17 protein-coding genes are annotated in these 18,384 nt (G+C 47.4%); 12 read left to right on the top strand and 5 right to left on the bottom strand.

Translation table 11 applies throughout. The annotated features are described in order from the left end of the window. The first annotated feature begins 85 nt into the window (after nt 1-85). The 9 genes from BM202_RS31640 to BM202_RS31600 all read left to right on the top strand — a co-directional run bounded on the left by BM202_RS31640 (nt 86) and on the right by BM202_RS31600 (nt 7,805). Complete coding sequence (locus tag BM202_RS31640) at nt 86-745, top strand: T9SS type A sorting domain-containing protein (protein WP_093833798.1); 660 nt, start codon at nt 86-88, stop codon at nt 743-745. A 124-nt stretch (nt 746-869) separates the two neighbouring features. Then, nucleotides 870-1,772, top strand: a complete 903-nt coding sequence (locus BM202_RS31635; protein WP_093833796.1) for an outer membrane protein assembly factor BamD — start codon at nt 870-872, stop codon at nt 1,770-1,772. Nucleotides 1,773-1,851: 79 nt separating this feature from the next. Next, nucleotides 1,852-2,166: a DNA-directed RNA polymerase subunit omega gene (locus BM202_RS31630; RefSeq protein WP_093833795.1), complete on the top strand. Its 315-nt coding sequence runs from the start codon at nt 1,852-1,854 to the stop codon at nt 2,164-2,166. A gap of 107 nt (nt 2,167-2,273) precedes the next feature. Continuing rightward, a complete protein-coding gene (gene coaBC, locus BM202_RS31625; RefSeq protein WP_093833793.1) occupies nt 2,274-3,500 on the top strand; it encodes a bifunctional phosphopantothenoylcysteine decarboxylase/phosphopantothenate--cysteine ligase CoaBC in 1,227 nt (408 codons plus the stop codon). Nucleotides 3,501-3,562: 62 nt separating this feature from the next. Next, a complete protein-coding gene (gene porD / locus BM202_RS31620; protein ID WP_093833791.1) occupies nt 3,563-4,477 on the top strand; it encodes a type IX secretion system protein PorD in 915 nt (304 codons plus the stop codon). A 105-nt stretch (nt 4,478-4,582) separates the two neighbouring features. Further along, nucleotides 4,583-6,256, top strand: a complete 1,674-nt coding sequence (gene recN / locus BM202_RS31615; protein WP_093833789.1) for a DNA repair protein RecN — start codon at nt 4,583-4,585, stop codon at nt 6,254-6,256. Between the two features lie 40 nt (nt 6,257-6,296). Beyond that, nucleotides 6,297-6,752, top strand: a complete 456-nt coding sequence (locus BM202_RS31610; RefSeq protein WP_093833787.1) for a viral A-type inclusion protein — start codon at nt 6,297-6,299, stop codon at nt 6,750-6,752. Further along, nucleotides 6,691-7,389 carry an SCO family protein gene (locus tag BM202_RS31605; RefSeq protein ID WP_093833785.1) on the top strand — a complete coding sequence of 233 codons (699 nt, stop codon included), beginning with the start codon at nt 6,691-6,693 and terminating at the stop codon, nt 7,387-7,389. Before BM202_RS31610 ends, BM202_RS31605 begins: the two co-directional genes overlap by 62 nt. After that, nucleotides 7,386-7,805: a c-type cytochrome gene (locus BM202_RS31600; RefSeq protein ID WP_245776873.1), complete on the top strand. Its 420-nt coding sequence runs from the start codon at nt 7,386-7,388 to the stop codon at nt 7,803-7,805. Before BM202_RS31605 ends, BM202_RS31600 begins: the two co-directional genes overlap by 4 nt. Nucleotides 7,806-7,861: 56 nt before the next feature. On the opposite strand, the gene lptC is transcribed toward BM202_RS31600, so the two are convergent. Genes lptC through BM202_RS31585 form a run of 3 tightly spaced genes read right to left on the bottom strand, consistent with a single transcriptional unit; the run spans nt 7,862 to nt 10,522 of the window. Then, nucleotides 7,862-8,455 carry an LPS export ABC transporter periplasmic protein LptC gene (gene lptC, locus BM202_RS31595; protein ID WP_093833783.1) on the bottom strand — a complete coding sequence of 198 codons (594 nt, stop codon included), beginning with the start codon at nt 8,453-8,455 and terminating at the stop codon, nt 7,862-7,864. Nucleotides 8,456-8,469: 14 nt separating this feature from the next. Then, a complete protein-coding gene (locus tag BM202_RS31590) occupies nt 8,470-9,771 on the bottom strand; it encodes a BamG family beta-barrel-assembly machinery protein (RefSeq protein ID WP_245776871.1) in 1,302 nt (433 codons plus the stop codon). Further along, nucleotides 9,728-10,522 carry a type III pantothenate kinase gene (locus BM202_RS31585; protein WP_177236761.1) on the bottom strand — a complete coding sequence of 265 codons (795 nt, stop codon included), beginning with the start codon at nt 10,520-10,522 and terminating at the stop codon, nt 9,728-9,730. Before BM202_RS31585 ends, BM202_RS31590 begins: the two co-directional genes overlap by 44 nt. Nucleotides 10,523-11,129: 607 nt before the next feature. Between BM202_RS31585 and rho the strand changes: the two genes are divergently transcribed. From rho to BM202_RS31570, 3 genes are all read left to right on the top strand, one after another. Beyond that, nucleotides 11,130-13,316, top strand: coding sequence for a transcription termination factor Rho (rho, locus tag BM202_RS31580; RefSeq protein WP_093833781.1), 2,187 nt, complete (start codon nt 11,130-11,132; stop codon nt 13,314-13,316). A 134-nt stretch (nt 13,317-13,450) separates the two neighbouring features. Beyond that, complete coding sequence (locus tag BM202_RS31575; RefSeq protein WP_093833779.1) at nt 13,451-14,332, top strand: sterol desaturase family protein; 882 nt, start codon at nt 13,451-13,453, stop codon at nt 14,330-14,332. A 187-nt stretch (nt 14,333-14,519) separates the two neighbouring features. Then, nucleotides 14,520-14,825, top strand: a complete 306-nt coding sequence (locus tag BM202_RS31570) for a YXWGXW repeat-containing protein (protein WP_093833777.1) — start codon at nt 14,520-14,522, stop codon at nt 14,823-14,825. A gap of 60 nt (nt 14,826-14,885) precedes the next feature. Here BM202_RS31570 and BM202_RS31565 read toward each other — a convergent pair whose 3' ends face one another. Together BM202_RS31565 and BM202_RS31560 are read right to left on the bottom strand one after the other, a co-directional pair. Then, nucleotides 14,886-18,032, bottom strand: coding sequence for an efflux RND transporter permease subunit (locus tag BM202_RS31565; protein WP_093833775.1), 3,147 nt, complete (start codon nt 18,030-18,032; stop codon nt 14,886-14,888). 39 nt (nt 18,033-18,071) lie between these two features. Further along, a partial coding sequence (locus BM202_RS31560; protein ID WP_143100701.1) for a transposase occupies nt 18,072-18,384 on the bottom strand: 313 nt, incomplete at its 5' end.

The following is an 18,384-nucleotide window of genomic DNA, read 5'->3' as shown; positions in this document are numbered from 1 at the left end:
ACAATTTTTTAGATAACCAACCGTTGACTTTGTCTTTTATCTTGAATAGGTTTGTGTTGAATATTTGTGTACATAGAGGACTTTCATGAAACAAATTATACTTATTGGTGTATTGACGGGCTTGCTAGCGGCAACGATCCCTCTCCAGGCGCAGGTCGCCCAGCGGGATTCGGATGCTCGTAAAGGAAGTCGACTTGAATTGGGTCGTACGTCTCCACCAGGCAAAACGGGCTCGACTGGCCTTTCTTCCCAGCGGTTTTCGATCGCGCCAAATCCGACCTTATCGGGGTTGGACCGGGCAATGTCGGTAAACAAGAATACGACAATCAACGCGCACTATCGGTCGCTACTTATGGCCCAGTCAGGTACTAAACCAACGGCACGGGCAGTTTCCAACGAGGTTACACCCGCTGTTTCCAGCGAAGCGCGCGTGGGGGTCACACAGGAAAATAAAGAAAAAGAAGGAGGCCTGTATTCGAGTGAGAAGTTATGGGTTTCCAATGCCTACCCAAACCCAGCCGACGACGTTGCGGAACTGGATTATCAGTTTAACGCTCCGGTTAATGAAGCTAAATTAGTTTTATTGAACGTATTAGGTGAATCTGTGGCCGCTCACGAACTGGATCGTGGCGAGCGAAAAGTTCGTATTGCGACACGTCATCTGGATACAGGTTATTACCTGTATCAACTTTCGGTCGATGGCAAAAAGGTCGCCACCAAACGGCTTCTTGTTCGCCATCAATAAGAGTTGGCTCTGTTTGTTAAAATAGCATAAATACCGCCAGTGGTTGGTCATTCCCGGCACTATGCCAGGCTACATCGTCGTTAAAACGGTGTAGCCTGTATTTTTTTTGTATCTTTGCAACCCTATGCAACACCGTCATATTGTTAAGGCCCTCCTTGGTATTTGGGTCTTATTTCTCCTTGAATCGTGTAGTCCGTTCTCTAAATTACAGAAAAGCGGAAGCGACGATGAAAAATACAAAGGAGCTGTTGAATACTATAAAAAAGGGGACTGGTACCGTGCTGGCTTACTGTTCGAGGAGTTGATTCCCGTACTTAAAGGCAGCACAGAGTCTGAAATGGCTCAGTTTTATTATGCCTACACGCAATATCAGCAACAGCAATATTTGTTGAGTGCTACGTTATTCAAGAAGTTTTACGAGACTTTCGCCCGATCTGATTACGCTCAGGAAGCGATGTATATGTATGCCTACTCGCTATACAAAGACACGCCCTCGTTTAACCTGGATCAATCCAATACACTCACTGCTACTTCGGCGCTTCAGGATTTCATCAATACCTATCCTGATAGCAAATACAAAGAAGAAGGTACCAAATTGATTCTGGACTTACGCGCCAAGCTGGAACGAAAATCCTACGAGAAAGCGAAGTTGTATTATAAAACCAGTGGTTTTAACATTGCTTCCTATAAATCGGCTGTAATTTCTATTAACAACTTCCAGAAAGATTTTCCGGATTCGGAATACAATGAAGAACTAGCCTTCCTAAAAGTAGATGCCGAATTTAGTCTGGCGCAAAATAGCCTGGAAGGCAAGCAGAAGGAACGCTATCAGGAAGCGATTAGTTATCACCAGGCATTTGTTGATAAGTACCCCAGTAGCCGATTCTTAAAACAGTCGGAGAAGATGTACGAAACCAGCCAGAAAGAGATTGAACGGCTGTACAAACTGGAACAGGAGCGCGAGAAGGAAAAAGAACGGCTTAAAGACGCCACTCGCCCGGCAAAAGTAACCGCAGCAAATCAATAGTTTACCGTTTCTGATTTACGATTGTATAGCTTCTGACACACAATCGTAAACAACAAACCAAGTACTGAAAACCAAGTATATGGCAACGAATCAATCCATTATTACCCGCAACAACGACAAAATTGCGGCTCACACCGGAAATTTATACGAATCGGTATCGATCATATCGAAACGCGCCCGACAAATTGCGTCGAAGAATAAAGAAGAGCTGAGCAACAAATTGTCGGAGTTTGTTTCTGCGGTTGACAACCTGGAAGAAGTATTTGAAAACCGGGAGCAAATCGAAATTTCGAAATTCTACGAGCGTATGCCCAAACCAACCTCCATTGCAACGGATGAGTTTCTGGAAGGCAAAGTATACTGGCGCTACAACGACGAGGAAGCTCAGCAGTAATGTGAGTCTTTCATCATTTTCAGGACCGCATGGTATAGCTTTTACCATGCGGTTTTGGTGTTTTAGTCCCTTCATACTTTCACAAATACGCCTACTCCCAGCGCCATATGTCAGTAGCGGGCAAACGAATTCTTCTTGGTGTAACGGGAAGTATTTCGGCTTATAAAGCCGCATTATTAGTGCGGCTTCTCCTAAAAGCCGGAGCCGAGGTGCAGGTCGTTATGACAGAATCGGCACAGATGTTCATTACACCGCTAACGCTGGCTACGTTATCGAAGAAAACAGTGCTGTCTAGCTTCGTTAATACGGATAATGGCAGTTGGAACAACCATGTTGAACTGGGCCTCTGGGCTGATGCTGTTGTGATAGCACCCGCTTCAGCGCACACACTGGCTCGTTGCGCTACTGGCCTCTGCAATAACCTATTGTCAGCGGTTTATCTGTCGGCACGATGTCCGGTATTTTTTGCTCCGGCCATGGATGTGGATATGTACCTTCATCCCACCACTGCTGAAAATATACGTCGGCTTAAATCGTTCGGTAATCACATTATCCAGGCTGAATACGGCGAACTGGCCAGCGGCCTGGTTGGCGAAGGTCGTCTGGCCGAGCCAGAAACGATTCTACAGGTACTCGATACGTTCTTTGAGCATGAAGCATCGGGCATGGGGCCTGGAGAACTGACTGGAAAGAAAGTATTGATTACGGCAGGACCAACGCAGGAATCAATTGATCCAGTACGTTATATCAGTAACCATTCGACCGGTAAAATGGGCTATGCCATTGCCAGAGCGTTTGCCAAAGCAGGCGCAGACGTCACATTAGTGAGCGGACCAACAGCACTACCGGTTCCAGATCCGTCTATTCGACGTATTGACGTTCGGTCGGCACAGGAAATGTTCGAAGCCACACAGGCCATTTTTGCCGATGTCGATATTGCCGTTTGGAGTGCAGCCGTTGCTGACTACACACCCGCTCATCCCGCAGACCGCAAGATCAAGAAAAAAGAAACTACGTTCGCCATTGAGTTAACCAAAACGGCCGACATTGCCGCTACGCTAGGGGCTCAGAAACGACGTGGGCAACTAATAATGGGCTTTGCTCTTGAAACAGACAATGAACATGAGAACGCATTAAAAAAACTTTACGCAAAGAATTTAGACTGGATTGTGTTAAATTCACTGCGTGACGCGGGTGCGGGCTTCGGGCACGATACGAATAAAATTACCGTTATTGACAAAGATGAGCAAACCCATGAATTTGCCCTAAAATCGAAAGAGGACGTAGCACAGGATCTGGTAATGTTAATTGAGAATGCCTTAAAATCGGTGTGAATTAGTTGTCCTGCTTACAGAAGAGTCAGTGCCAGAGCGTAGAGTACTACCGAGAAAATCCAATGAAATCGATACAAGTAATAGTCCTGTTATGTTGTCTGACCAGCGCAGTACGGGCGCAGGAACTGAACTGCCAGGTGACAATCAACTCAGACCAGTTGTTTGCTCAGCAGAAGACTGATTTCTCTTATGTAAACCAGTTAAAAGGCATTATTACCGATTTCATGAATAATCGGCGGTGGAGCAATGACCAGTTTACGGTTGCTGAGCGTATTAACTGCTCGATGAATATCAACCTGGTCAAGTCATTGGCCCAAGGGGCTTTCGAAGCAACGGCCCAGATTACGGTAACCAGACCCGTTTATGGAACTACTTATGAATCAACGACTTTCAGCTACGTTGATCGTTCCTTCAACTTTGTCTATTTACCAACAACACCCGTTTATTTTCGGGAAAACCAGTTCTCCGATGATCTTACCTCTCTGCTGGGATTCTATGCCAATGTTATATTGGCTGTAGATTATGATACGTTCAGTAAGCAGGGTGGCAATCCATTTGTGCAACGGGCGTATTCGATTGTCAACCTGGCTCAACAGGGATCGCCCAATGGGGCCTGGCAAACGGGCGGTGATCGCCGTAATCGATACTGGCTCATTGAGAATTTACAGAATCAGCAATTGATTCCATTTCGCGACGGCCTCTATACCTATTATCGCCAGGGATTAGATGTTTTTGCGACTAACCCGGTACAGGTGCGGAAACAAACCCTCGATCTGTTGTCGACGATTCGCACCATTGGCCTGCAGTTACCGAATTCAGTATTACTCAACTCTTTCTTCGATGCTAAGTCGCAGGAATTGTATAATATTATGTTTGAAGGAACCCCGACTGAGCGTAAACAAGCGTTCGAGCTGCTTTCCTATTTAGACCCGGCTAAAACCGAAAACTACCGGAAATTAATTACGGATGGACAGTAAATAGTCATCCGTTGTTAGTCGTCAGCAACAAACCAGCTCCAGGCGTATTGTTATTGACTGACGGCTATCGACTGATAACTATTTACGGCTAACTACTCACTGATTTTGCTATCGCATTTATTAATTAAAAACTACGCGCTGATTGACGAAGTCGAACTCATGCCCGACCGTGAACTGAATATCATCACTGGCGAAACCGGGGCGGGGAAATCAATCATGCTGGGCGCTATCGGCTTGCTGTTGGGCAACCGGGCTGATACGCGTGTGTTATATAACCCGGAGAAGAAGTGCATAATTGAAGGTACATTCGGCGTATCAGGGTATAGTATCGAACGAATTTTTGAGGAAGAAGAATTAGATTATTCCAGTACGTGCATCGTTCGACGGGAAATTAGTGTCAGCGGTAAGTCGCGGGCGTTTGTCAACGATACACCGGTGAATCTTGAAACGCTCCGACGCGTAACGAGTCAGATGATGGATATCCATTCACAGCACGACTCGGTACTACTTGGCTCAAACGAATATCAACTGGAGATTGTGGATGTCTACGCGCAAAACGACAATCTGCTACGTCTCTACCGAGTTGATTATCAGTCCTACCGCTTGAAAAAGACGCATTATGACCAATTGAAGGTTGAAGCGTCAGCCATGCGTAAGGAGTTTGATTACAACAATTTTCTTTACGAAGAACTGGTTAAAGCCCAGTTGCAGCCCGACGAGCAGGAATCGCTCGAACAAGAGTTAACAATTCTTGAAAATGCGGAAGAAATAAAAGAACGCTTGCAATTGGCGTATGAATATTTAGATAACACGGAACAATCAGTTATTGACTTTTTAAAAGGTACGGTTAGCAATCTCGCTTACATCAGTAAGTTGTCGGACCAATATGAGCAGTTGCTGCAACGCGCCCAAAGTAGTTTGATTGAACTTCGTGATTTAGCGGACGAGATTAGCACGGAGCAGGATCGCGTGGAGATTGACGATACGCGGGCTGAAACCATTCGGGAACGGCTGAATCTAATTTACCAACTTCAGGCCAAACACCAGCTTAAAGACGTAGCAGGCTTACTTGCGCTACGTAATGATCTTGGCCTAAAGGTGAGTAAAGTGCTTAATCTGGATGATGCTTTAGCCGACGCAAAAGCACAAACAGAAACGGCCCGTGCTCAACTTCAAACCAGTGCCGACGCTTTATCGGCCTCGCGCCAAGCCGTTCTATCCTTCATCGAGACCGAGATTGGTGGCTTGCTTCAGGAGCTTGGTATGCCAAATGCTTCGCTAAAAATACAGGCTGAAACGAGTAAACCGACAACCACGGGTGCCGACACGATTTCATTTTTGTTCAGCGCGAACAAGGGCGTCAAGCCGCAGCAACTTAAGAACGTAGCATCGGGCGGTGAGTTTTCCCGATTGATGATGGCGATCAAATACATTCTGGCCAGTAAACGATCGTTGCCCACGATTGTATTTGATGAAATTGATACGGGCGTCTCAGGCGAAATTGCAATTAAAATGGGCAACATGATGCGCGATATGGCACATAGCCACCAAATCATTGCTATTACGCACCTCCACCAGATAGCCGGGCAGGGTACCGCACATTATTTTGTATATAAAGATCACTCCGCCGATAAAACCGTAAGCCGAATCAGGAAACTTACACTCGATGAACGTATCAACGAGATTGCGCAGATGATCGGTGGTAAAAATCCATCGACCAGCGCCCTCAAAAATGCTCGTGAAATCTTGAAACAAGGGGCTACGTCGGTAGCGAAATGAAGGTAGACTCACCAGTAACATTTAATTTCACCCGTTTTCAATGTATAAATTGACGCTTATAGTGGCCGGGTTGCTCGGCATTAGTGGAGTTCTCTGGGGCTGTAACTCGGGGAAGGAAACTGTTAAAGAAACAGAGAATGAGGTATTTGCTATCCATGATGAAGTGATGCCTAAAATCGACGACATCATGAAAATGAAGAAGCAACTAAAACAACGTATTGCGTTACTCGATAGCTTGAAAACCACGGGCTCAGCGACTGCTGCGGTTCGGACGGACGAAGAAAAAGAACAAGCTTCACGCTTAAGCCGTAACCTTATCGTTGCCGATAGCCTAATGATGGATTGGATGAGTCACTACAATGGAGATACGTTGACTAAACTCTCATCCGACGACGCTCTGCGTTACTTAAGTGCGCAAAAAGATCAAATATCCGATGTTAAAACAAAAGTTAATACCAGCATTGAACAGGCGAAACAGTATCTTGGTAAAAAATAGCCTGTATCTGCTCTTGGTGAGTTTGGCCGCATTTCTGTGGAGTTGTAACTCTTCGACAGATGATAAACTTCCCATCTTGGGCCAGCGGGAGGCCGTTACAAAGACGGTGGACGGGAAATCAGTAACCGATTCAACCTATCAGACAATTCCTGATTTTAAGTTTGTCAGTCAGTATGGCGATACGGTAACAGCTAAAACGCTTGATAATAAAATCTACGTAGCCGATTTTTTCTTCACCAGTTGCCCAACCATTTGCCCAAAAATGAAGGTGCAATTGAAACGGGTTTACGAGAAATTTAAAGGGAATCCAGACGTAATGTTACTGTCGCACACCATTGATCCTGCCCATGATTCGGTGGCAGTGCTAAACGAATTTGCTAAAAACCTGGGTGTAACGGGTCGCCAATGGCTGTTTGTCACGGGAGACCGTGACAAAATCTACGACATTGGCCAGAATAGTTATATGGTCACGGCACAGGCTGATTCATCGGCACCAGGGGGCGTTGTCCACAGTGGTGCATTCATTCTGGTCGATAAAGCCAAACATATTCGGGGCATCTACGACGGTACGACCGAAGCCGGTGTTGACAAACTAATGAACGACATGAACCGGCTGCTTGCCGAGTATACTCAATGATGCGCTTTACAGGAATTTTATCTGTGTTCGTTACCCTTTTTGTCCTTGTTTCCTGTCAGAGTGATGAAGAAATTAAGCGGCAGAAATACATTACCGAAGGCATTCTGGTTTATAAAAACAATTGTGCAAACTGCCATCAAAATAAAGGTGAAGGTCTGGCGGCTCTGTATCCACCGCTGGCCGGATCGGATTATTTAGCCAATAAAAACAGTGTAATTTGTTTGATACGGTACGGCCAGAAAGGACCAATTATTGTTAATGGCAAGCCTTACAACCGCCCTATGCCCGCTCAACCACAACTTAGCGACCTCGAAGTAGCAGAATTAGTTACGTATATCTACAATGAATGGGGAGGAGAGAAAAAACTAATCGGCGTTAAAGAAGTCACACCCATTTTAGATACATGTGTAAAATAGTCTTTAGCCGTCAGTCACTAGTTTTACCGCCTGGCCAGCAACTGACAACCAGCAGATCAAATTCCTGGTTCAACGTTGAACACCCCTGATGGTTTTCGGATTGAATACTGCGAAAAATCCTGATTGGCATCCAACCCAATTCCGTAAAGTTTTTCGCCTGTTAACTGGCTTAGTATCGTCACTCGTTTGTCTGTATAGACTTTCTTTGTCTGTGGCTTCCAGTATAGTTCGGGAGTGAGCAGTTTTTCCTGTTTCTGCTTATTGATAACAACCACGTGACCCATCACTACGTATAAATCTTTGCCTTTATCGTAGCGACCCGAGTCGGAACGTATCGTCGTTACTTCCTCACCTGTGGGGCTGTAGAAAACAATATTTACGGGTTTGGGATACTTCCGATCATCATTAATGTACCGAAACTGCTTGGGGGTTGTTAAGCGCACCTTCAACTTGGCGGCCTCGCTATACAGCAGTTTCACATCATTAATTTCTTCAATCGGTCCGCTATAGGGGACTACTTTTCTCGTCTGCTTAGGCTCTTCACAGGCCAATAATAGATATGAAGAATGAAGAATGAAAAGTGTAGAATAAAAAACAGCCTTTATCCTCGTCACTTCTCTATTCTTTATTCTACACGCTATATTCTCCATTCTTTAATAACTAGTTAATCAACAACCTGTTTCCGGAACCACCAGTCATTCAATGAGAAGCCCAGCGCGATACGCACATATTGCTCCCGAATCTGGGTACCTGTCAATACACCCCGCTGGCCACCCACAAGTGAGAGCGTTACGTGGTTTACGAAATAAGCACCCAGCGGCAGCGACAAACCTAAGCTACCGTTAATATCATTTATTTGTGCGCCATTCACCTGGTATGGAAGGCGATTGTACTGGAACCCAACCCGATAGGTAATTAAATCACGATACCGATTGGATGTAGGTTTAGGCGTATATTCCAGTCCAGCTGCGATATTCATTGCGTCCGCAAAGCCTCCGGATTGGTTATCGGCAGTGCGATATTGTGACCATTTCTGCATACCTACATCCACACCAAACAATAATGAATTGCCCTTTTCGAGGCTAATACCAACGCGCATTTGCTCTGGTAACGTTGCCTTCCCTTTAGAGTTTAATCGCAACGTATCAGGAACGGCACCTACATAGGATTGCTGATAGATATCAGTCTGATTCGCATTAATATTCATTTTGGGGTCATACGTAGCTCCCACGTTAAGTGTCCATGTGTCGCTTAATTTAGGACGCCAGGCTGCGCCTAACTTAAAGACGATATCGCTGTAGTTTGTGCGGCCCAATCGGGTTATCGTTACGTTATCAGCGTTTGGATTGAATTTATCGTATGTGAGCGCAGACGACGAGTGCGTGATGTTACCAAAAAGGAATGAAGCCTCTGCGCCGGCGTAAATATTTTTGGTAACGCGAACCCCATTCGCAAACGTCGCTTTATTCAAACCACCGCGGCCTGTATAATTATACACCGCGCTGTTGGTAGTACCTTGTAAGTCAGCCGTTTGCTGAATACTGTAGTTAACGTAGGTGTACGGCTTCAGACTAATCGACATGTTCCAACGCGAATTAGCGGGAAACGAAAGAGCCAGATAGCCTAAATTACCAGCAAAGTTGTTTTGTTTTTTGACCGTATTGCTCATGTTCTGGCTAATAGCGGTCGATTGCCCGATTAGACCCACCTCAAATACCGTAAAACGGGTGCGACGGGCCAGTAATGCAGGGTTTTGCAGATTCAGGTAGAAGGCACTGGCATTACTAATACCCACTTCGCCCATGCCCATGTTCGTTACATTAGCCGGGCTGTATAATTCTCCGACGCCCAGAGCTGAATAAGGTGAATTACCCAACCCCTGTGCCAACACAATCGGCGATGTCGCGGCAACGGCCAGCAAACTATGCGTTAACGTCTGGCGTATTCGCTTGTATATTTTCAACATTATAGCGTAAAATTCGATTCAATCCAATCAGCACCAATTCAGGCACTGCAAATATCGGCTGTTTAAGACGACTTTCAAAGGAAGCCGCATCACCACCACATACCAGCACCACAATACCCGGCCTTTGCTGACGATACATGGCAATGATGCCATGTATCTCAAACAGCAGGCCATTCATTGCGCCACTCTGCATGGCCTGCTTCGTATTCCTCGCGGTCAGCCCAGGCCACTCACTGGCCATATCAACCAACGGCAGTCGGGCCGTTTGTTCATGCATAGCTCGGAAACGCATGCGTAAGCCCGGCGAAATTAGCCCGCCCTGGAAGACGGCATCCTGATCGACGAAGTCAGCTGTCAGACACGTACCCAAATCAAGTACCAAACAATCTTGTCCTGGAAATAAGCTTACCGCACCTGTTGCGGCCGCAATTCGGTCAGTTCCAAGCGTGGTGGGCGTATCATAGGCTTTACGTATAGGCACCGCTGTTTGGCTATCCAACAACCAAAAATTGGTTTTTAAACCTAGTAATTGAGTACGGATCTCATCAGCAGGCCGACTGGTTGATGACACCAGCATGTGGCCCACTGAACGACTTTCAAGATCGCCTGCCAATTCATCCGGCGATCCATACCGACCGGTTTCAATTAACATTGGGCCATCGAACCAACCTGTTTTCAGACTAGAATTACCCCAGTCTACAACCAGATTCAGTGTAGTTGGCAGTTGGGTAGGGCTCCTATTTATTCCCATACGAAAGAGTGAACGTTGGTTTAAAGGCAAAATTTATACTCACCTAGTGTTTTAAGGTTTTTTAACGACGCAATTGTCCCTATTTGGATCGACAAATAGCAAAAGACCAGAATAGCTGTCATCAAAGCGACCTTTTTCTTGTTTCCATTATTTTATTTCAGAACTGGAAACATTTATTAGGGAATAACGTTCTATTGACAAAACCAGATCAAACTACTACCTTTGTCACTATCAATCCGGTCGACAGGTAGTTCTTTCATCAAAGCAACAGCCTGTATCTATTACGGCAAACCGTCGCAACGGCGAACCAACAAAACGTCGCACCGCAGTTTTCCAAACGTTTTGATAACCACCGTGTCTGGCCCCACCAGACCTTTGTGTTTGGATCAGGTAAATCATCCCAGTTTATAGTATAGTTTTATTTTCATCACGTAATTACTTGAATTAGTTGAGGTTACTTTGATTTATCAATCATAAAGCCCCACGAGCCTATATTATGGCCTGATAGCCTGCCTGTCAAACTGGCTGTTTCATATTTCAACAATCCCCAATTTCCATCCTTGCCGCTCCAGCGGTCCTTTCAAGGTTTATTGCTAACCTGACCTGTATGTTTAAGAAAGAAGAATTAGATATGAAGCTTCTCTCGGAGCTTCACCCCATTGCCGAGCAATTTGGCATCCGCAACATTGCCAAATTCACGAAAGAAAAACTTGTTTATGAAATTATAAAACAACAGTCTGAGAAACCCGGGCCCGAAATACCCGAGGCAACCGCGGCTGTTGATGAAGCGCCCAAGCGTGGTCGTCGGATAAAACCGGCTGCTACGTCTGATCCAGCGCAAATGAGTCTACCCGTGGAAACTGTAGTCGCTGCGCCAGATACAGCCAAGCCTCGGCAGCGTGTTCGCCGGGAGGTTGCAGCTACCGACGCAGCCGTTAGTCCTGAGCAGCCAGCCGCAGCAGTCCCTGAGGTGACTGAAAATACGTCTGCACCGGTCATAACGGAACCCACCACAGCTCCAGAAGAGCGCCCAAGCGAAGCAAGCCAACCAGCCCAGAATGGTGCGGAGAATCGGCCTAACCGCAATGGTAGTAACTTACCCGCAACAGATCGTCCGGAACGGCCATTCCAATCCGGGAATCCACGTAACGACCGAAATCGTACGAATGGAAACCCATCCGGGCCACGCGATGTGAACGCTCGGCCAGATAATAACCGGCAACGGATACAACGGCCCGAAAATACTCAATCAGGATCACGCGATGTGAACGCTCGGCCGGACAATAATCGGCAACGTTTAGACACTAACCGTGAGGCAAGTTCAGGTCAGCGTGATAACGCCCAACGACGTGATCAACGGCCGCGTACCCAACGCATAGTAACCGACGAAACAGGGCTAAACTACGGCGGCCAAGCTGATGAGGAGTTCATGACGCCAACAGTTGTAACGGAAGACAACGCAGCTAATATGCAGTCTTCGGGTGAAACGCCGGTTTCTGTTGTCAATTCGGAGGTTGAAGCTGTTAGTTCACCAGCCGAAACACAGAGAACTCAGCAACCCCAGCCCGAAACTGAGCAATCTGAGCAACCAGCTCAACCTCAGCAACCAGCGGCTCGGGAAGCGCAGGAATATCAAAACCGCATCCGTCGCCAGTATAATCAACACATTCGTGAGTTCGATGGTATCATTGACAATGAAGGTGTTCTGGAAATTATGCAGGATGGTGGTTATGGCTTCCTTCGATCAGCTGATTACAACTATTTAGCCAGCCCGGACGATATTTATGTATCGCCTTCACAAATTAAACTGTTCGGCCTGAAAACAGGCGATACCGTGCGGGGTGCTATCCGTCCACCCAAGGAAGGTGAAAAATATTTTGCGCTGCTACGTGTTTCGACTGTAAATGGTAAAACAACCGAAGAAATCCGGGATCGGATTCCGTTCGAATACCTCACTCCTCTTTTCCCTGAAGAGCAACTTCATCTGAGCAACCGCCCCGATAATTACTCGTCGCGCGTACTGGATTTGTTTGCCCCTATTGGCAAAGGACAACGCGGTATGATCGTTGCCCAGCCAAAAACCGGTAAGACCGTCTTACTGAAAGAGATTGCCAACGCCATCACGAAGAATCATCCGGAGGTGTACCTGATCGTGTTGCTGATTGACGAACGTCCGGAAGAGGTGACCGATATGGCCCGTAGCGTCAATGCTGAAGTAATCTCATCAACATTCGATGAGCAGGCGGACCGGCACGTGAAGGTGTCGAGCATGGTTCTCGAAAAAGCAAAGCGAATGGTTGAATGCGGTCACGACGTAGTGATTCTGTTGGATTCCATTACACGTCTGGCGCGGGCTTACAATACGGTCGTACCATCGTCGGGCAAGATCTTGTCAGGTGGTGTGGACGCAAACGCCCTTCACCGCCCCAAACGCTTTTTTGGCGCAGCCCGGAACGTGGAGAATGGTGGTTCGCTGACCATTATCGCTACCGCCCTGATCGACACGGGTTCGAAAATGGATGAGGTAATCTTTGAAGAATTCAAAGGTACCGGCAACATGGAACTTCAACTCGACCGTAAGCTGGCGAACAAGCGGGTTTATCCGGCCATCGATGTTATGGCATCGGGTACACGGCGCGAAGATCTGCTGTTAGACAAGGAAACCCTGCAACGCGTCTGGATTCTACGCAAGCATATGTCGGATATGAATCCGATGGAAAGCATGGACTTTCTGCTTGGCCATATGAAAGGGACACGTAGCAATGAAGAGTTCCTGATTTCGATGAATCGGTAGAATTCATATAGTTAAACACAGAGCGCACAAAGGATTACGCAGTGTCCACAGAGACGTAAAACCTGTGGCCTTGTATAATTCTTTGTGCGCTCTGCGTTTAAAAGGTATTAATTTGCACAAAAATCAGAAAAACTATGAGAGATCTGATTCAGTATGCTATTCCCGGCTTTGTCATTCTGCTAATTGCAGAGGTTATTGTCACAGCGATTCAGCAAAAAGATTACTACGACGCCAAAGACACGGCCAGCAGTTTGGCGATGGGGATTGGCAACGTACTTGTCGGAGTTGTCGGGAAAGCTATCGTATTGGGTACGTATTCGCTGGTTTACCAATTTCGGCTTTTCACCGCCGATATGACCCAGTGGTGGACATGGGTTATTCTGTTTTTTGCCGACGATTTAAGCTACTACTGGTTCCATCGAATTAGTCACAGCAGCCGCTACTTCTGGGCCTCGCACGTAGTGCACCATTCATCCATGAAATACAACCTGGGTACAGCGCTTCGTCAGACATGGACAGGCAATATCTCCGGGGCATTTATTTTCTGGATCTGGTTACCCCTGATCGGGTTTTCGCCGGTTGCCGTCATGACCATGCAGGCTATCAGTTTGTTATATCAATTCTGGATACATACCGAACACATCTATAAGTTTCCGGCACCGATTGAGTATATTTTCAACACACCGTCACATCATCGGGTACATCACGGTTCTGATCTGAATTATTTAGACAAAAATCACGCGGGCGTACTTATCATCTGGGATCGACTATTCGGCACTTTCGAGCTGGAACGCAATCGTCCGACCTACGGATTAACCACAAATGTTGGCTCCCACAATCCAGTACGTATTGCTTTTCATGAGTGGATCGCTATTGGGCAGGACGTTCGCCGGGCAAACTCATTCCGGGCTGCGCTGGGCTATATTTTCGGCCCTCCCGGCTGGAGTCACGACGGCTCCAGAAAAACAACGAAGGAGTTGCGGGCGAATCAGAAGCAGGTTACGGAAAAAGTATAAGCTGCTCGGCATAATCTATGACACGTTGAACTGTAACATTCACGTTTAAGGTTTTCTACTTTAAACTCAATGACAGTTTTTAACTCTAAGCAGCATAGAATAGTTACTCTATATACAATGCTGACGTGGATGCTCAGCATGTCAATTGGCAACCTAATAACAGTTTTAACTTTACCTCTAAAACGTTATGAAAACCGCCCTTAAAAGTCTGCTTTTCGCTAGTCTGTTCATCGGTTCAGTTGCGTATACGAATGCTCAGGTGTATGTACGACAACGACTCGTTGTACCCAGACCGCACGTAGTAATTGCCCACCCGCCTGCCCCTTCTCCGCGTCACAGATGGGTAGCCGAAGAATGGAGACCCTACCGCAACAGTTATCGTTGGCACGGCGGTTACTGGGTAGCTCCTCCCCGACCGCGAGCGGTATGGGTACCCGGTTACTGGGCAACCCGCCGACGAGGCTATGTTTGGGTGCCGGGTTACTGGCGATAGGTACAGAACTCAATTGGAAATCAGAAGCGGTCAGGTTAGTCAACCTGACCGCTTCGGTTGTTACGGATGATGCGGTAACTCAACGGCCTTGGACTCATGCCGCGCCATTTCTTTTCGTGCACGCCGACTGTGAATCAGTTCGTACGTAACAGGTAGAATCAGCAGCGACAGAACCGTACAGGTCATCAGGCCGCCAATCATGACGATAGCCAGTGGCTTCTGTGTTTCGGAGCCAATTCCCGTTGACAAAGCGGCTGGCAATAAACCGAGGGAGGCCATCATGGCCGTCATTACAACCGGTCGTACCCGGGTTAGGGCTCCTTCCCGAATGGCTTCGCTAATGGGCAGTTTGTTATGCAGGTTTTCCTTGAATCGGTTAATCAGGATGACCCCATCCTGCACCGATACACCAAACAGACAAATAAAACCCACGCCCGCCGATATGCTAAAATTGATACCCGTTAGCCAAAGAGCAAGCATCCCGCCAATGAGTGCAAACGGTACATTCAGGATAATCAACGTAGCATCGAGCGCACTGCCGAAGGTGAAGAGCAAAATCAGGAAGATGATCGTGATACTGATTGGCACGACAATCGCTAACTGCCGTTCGGCCCGCGTCTGATTTTCGAACTCACCCGCCCAACGCATTTGAAAGCCATCGGGGAGTTTCACCTGATTCCCTACCCGTTTCTGTGCGTCGGCAATGGTGCTGCCGAGGTCGCGGTCACGTACCGAGAATTTGATGGCAATAAAGCGGGCATTGTTTTCGCGGTACACAAAAGCGGGTCCTGACCGCGTGCCAATGTCAGCCAGCTCCTTGAGTGGAATTTTGCTACCGGAACGCGTTGGGACCATCAGATTCTCAATCAATTCGGGCGAATACCGAAACCGCTCATCGTAACGAACTTTGATATCGAAATGACGTTCGCCCTCGTAAAACTGCGTTACGGTTTTACCGCCAATCGCGGTTTCAATTACCGATTGGGCTACGTCGGTGGGCACGTTATAGAGCGCTAGTTTCTGCGGATCGAGCTGAATGCGAAATTCCGGCTGGCCGAGGTTACGGAAGACGCCCAGATCGCTCACGCCAGGCACAGTCTTCATGACATTGAACACCTTTGTCGCTTCTTTGTCCAGTACGTTCAGATCCTGACCAATGATTTTGATCGCCATCGAGCCTTTCACACCCGACACGGCTTCTTCTACGTTATCGGAAATGGGTTGCGAAAAGTTGAAGGAAACCCCGCGAAAACGAGCCAGCTTCTGCTGCATTTGCGCCACTAGCTCGTCTTTCGATACGTCGCGCTTCCATTCTTCTTTTGGATAAAGGTCCACAAAGAACTCGTTGTTGAAGAATCCCGTAGGATCAGTGCCGTCGTTTGGACGACCCGTCTGCGAAATGACACCCCGTACCTCTGGAAACTCCTCAAAAATTGACCGAAATTTGCGGGTGTAGGCATAGCTCTCATCCAGTGATACTGAATACGGCAGGCTGGCTCGCACGTAAATAGAGCCCTCATTCAACTGCGGCAAAAATTCTGACCCAATGTGAAACAGAAAGAGATAGACCGAAAAGCCCAGCGCTCCCAACGCAATGGAAATGATGGAAACGGGCTGGCGAATCGCCCAGTTCAGCGCGGGGACATAGGCGCGTTCCAGTCCATTTACCACCGGATTGTGCCGTTCACGTACCTGCTTGTTGAGCAGCAAGCTACACAGCAACGGAATCAGCGTAAGGCTGACGATGAGCGAACCCGTTAAGGCAAAACCAATGGTCCAGGCCAGTGGGCTGAATAGCTTGCCTTCTACTTTCTGAAAGGTAAAAATCGGCAGCAGAGCCGTAATGATGATAATTTTTGAGGTAAAAATGGATTTACCCAATTCCGTAGCATTCTGAACAATCCAGCTCAGTTTAGCGCGGTTGTTGAACTTCGTCATACCCATTTGTTGAGCTCGATGAGCCAGCATCACAAATAAGCCCTCCACCATTACAACAGCTCCGTCGATGATAATCCCGAAATCCAATGCGCCGATACTGAGCAGGTTGGCCGTCATACCTTTCAGACGAAGGCATATGAAAGCGAACAACAAGGCCAGCGGAATAACAATGGCAACCGTGAGTGTAGTACGCCAGTCGGCCAGGAAAATCAGCAGGATGAGCGTAACCAGAAATATCCCCGTCAGTACGTTCTCACCAACCGTATGTAACGTGTAATTATTTAACGTAGTACGATCGTAGAATGTCTTGATTTTGACGTCTTTCGGCAGAATCTGATTGTTTAACTCATCAATTTTAGCTTTCAATGCCGGGATGACATCGTTGGGGTTTTCGCCCTTGCGCATTACCACAATACATTCTACTACGTCGTCCTGCTTGTCGCGCCCGACAATACCCAATCGGGGCTGAAAGCTTTCCTTTACCGTTGCTACGTCACGCACTTTAATGGGCACGCCATTGACGTTGTCGATGATAATTCCGGCTACGTCCTCGGGCTTGGTCAGCAGGCCGATACCCCGCACAACAAGCGCCTGATTTCCCTGCTTGATGACATCCCCGCCAACATTGATATTACTCGATTGAATCGCCTGATCGACGTCTAAAGCCGTGAAACCGTAATTAGCCAGCAACGTTGGATTCAGGCTAACTTCAATGGTTTTGACTTTGCCGCCAAAACTCACGACGTCGGCAATGCCCGGCACGCTTTTAATTTGCCGCTCGATTACCCAGTCCTGAATCGTTTTCAGTTCCGTTACGTCCTTGTCTTTGCTTTCTAATGTGAAGCGGTAAATCTCGCCTGTGGGACCGTAAGGCGGCTCTACTTCGGCCGATACGCCGTTTGGCAGGTCTACGGCAGCCAGGCGATTCGCTACGTTGGTCTGGGCGGTGAAATTGTCGACACCATCCTCAAAAATCATGGTTACGACCGATAGGCCAAACAGCGAAACGGAACGTAGGGTGCTCTTTCGCGGCACCGAGTTGAGTTCCGTTTCGAGGGGTAACGTAACGAACCGTTCGACTTCTTCGGCCGAACGACCAGGCCACTGCGTGATGACAACCACGTTTGTGTTCGTTACGTCGGGGAATGTCTCGACGGGCGTGTTCAGAAAAGCGACTACGCCCCCGACAACGATCAGCGCAATACCGAAAAAGACGGCAAAGCGGTTCGTGAGCGCGAAGGTGATTATGCTGCGGATGAATTTGTTCATGGGCAAAAAAATGAGCGAGACCGGGCCGATTTCTATGGATCAAGCAAGGGGGAGGGCATAAGTTTTGTCATATTTTTTGCCTCGCTTGACCACTGCATAGACCCGATGGATGAGTTTATTTCGTAATGCGTTGATGACCAACATCTTATTTTTACCGTCGGCGACTTTACGTTGATAATAATCCTGTAACTCTCCTTTCACCTGTAGGGCCGACATGGCTGCCATATGGAGTAACGTTTTAAGTGATTTTCGGGCATGATGATTCACGCGGGTCTTGCCCCGTACACTACTGCCTGAAGAGTGCTCAAAGGGAGCTACGCCCGCATGGCAAGCCAGCTTTTTAGGATACTCA

The sequence above is a fragment of the Spirosoma endophyticum genome (genome assembly GCF_900112365.1).
Lineage (GTDB): Bacteria > Bacteroidota > Bacteroidia > Cytophagales > Spirosomataceae > Spirosoma > Spirosoma endophyticum.
The sequence above is the reverse complement of the archived record's forward strand: the minus strand, read 5'-3'. Positions and strand labels throughout refer to the sequence as shown.

Coding starts and splice junctions, on each gene's coding strand:
- BM202_RS31590 (WP_245776871.1), bottom strand. CDS start 9,771: ATGTTGAAAATATACAAGCGAATACGCCAGACGTTAACGCATAGTTTG.
- BM202_RS31630 (WP_093833795.1), top strand. CDS start 1,852: ATGGCAACGAATCAATCCATTATTACCCGCAACAACGACAAAATTGCG.
- coaBC (WP_093833793.1), top strand. CDS start 2,274: ATGTCAGTAGCGGGCAAACGAATTCTTCTTGGTGTAACGGGAAGTATT.
- BM202_RS31640 (WP_093833798.1), top strand. CDS start 86: ATGAAACAAATTATACTTATTGGTGTATTGACGGGCTTGCTAGCGGCA.
- lptC (WP_093833783.1), bottom strand. CDS start 8,455: ATGGAGAATATAGCGTGTAGAATAAAGAATAGAGAAGTGACGAGGATA.
- BM202_RS31605 (WP_093833785.1), top strand. CDS start 6,691: ATGTTAAAACAAAAGTTAATACCAGCATTGAACAGGCGAAACAGTATC.
- BM202_RS31600 (WP_245776873.1), top strand. CDS start 7,386: ATGATGCGCTTTACAGGAATTTTATCTGTGTTCGTTACCCTTTTTGTC.
- BM202_RS31565 (WP_093833775.1), bottom strand. CDS start 18,032: ATGAACAAATTCATCCGCAGCATAATCACCTTCGCGCTCACGAACCGC.
- BM202_RS31570 (WP_093833777.1), top strand. CDS start 14,520: ATGAAAACCGCCCTTAAAAGTCTGCTTTTCGCTAGTCTGTTCATCGGT.
- porD (WP_093833791.1), top strand. CDS start 3,563: ATGAAATCGATACAAGTAATAGTCCTGTTATGTTGTCTGACCAGCGCA.
- BM202_RS31610 (WP_093833787.1), top strand. CDS start 6,297: ATGTATAAATTGACGCTTATAGTGGCCGGGTTGCTCGGCATTAGTGGA.
- BM202_RS31575 (WP_093833779.1), top strand. CDS start 13,451: ATGAGAGATCTGATTCAGTATGCTATTCCCGGCTTTGTCATTCTGCTA.
- BM202_RS31635 (WP_093833796.1), top strand. CDS start 870: ATGCAACACCGTCATATTGTTAAGGCCCTCCTTGGTATTTGGGTCTTA.
- rho (WP_093833781.1), top strand. CDS start 11,130: ATGTTTAAGAAAGAAGAATTAGATATGAAGCTTCTCTCGGAGCTTCAC.
- BM202_RS31585 (WP_177236761.1), bottom strand. CDS start 10,522: ATGGGAATAAATAGGAGCCCTACCCAACTGCCAACTACACTGAATCTG.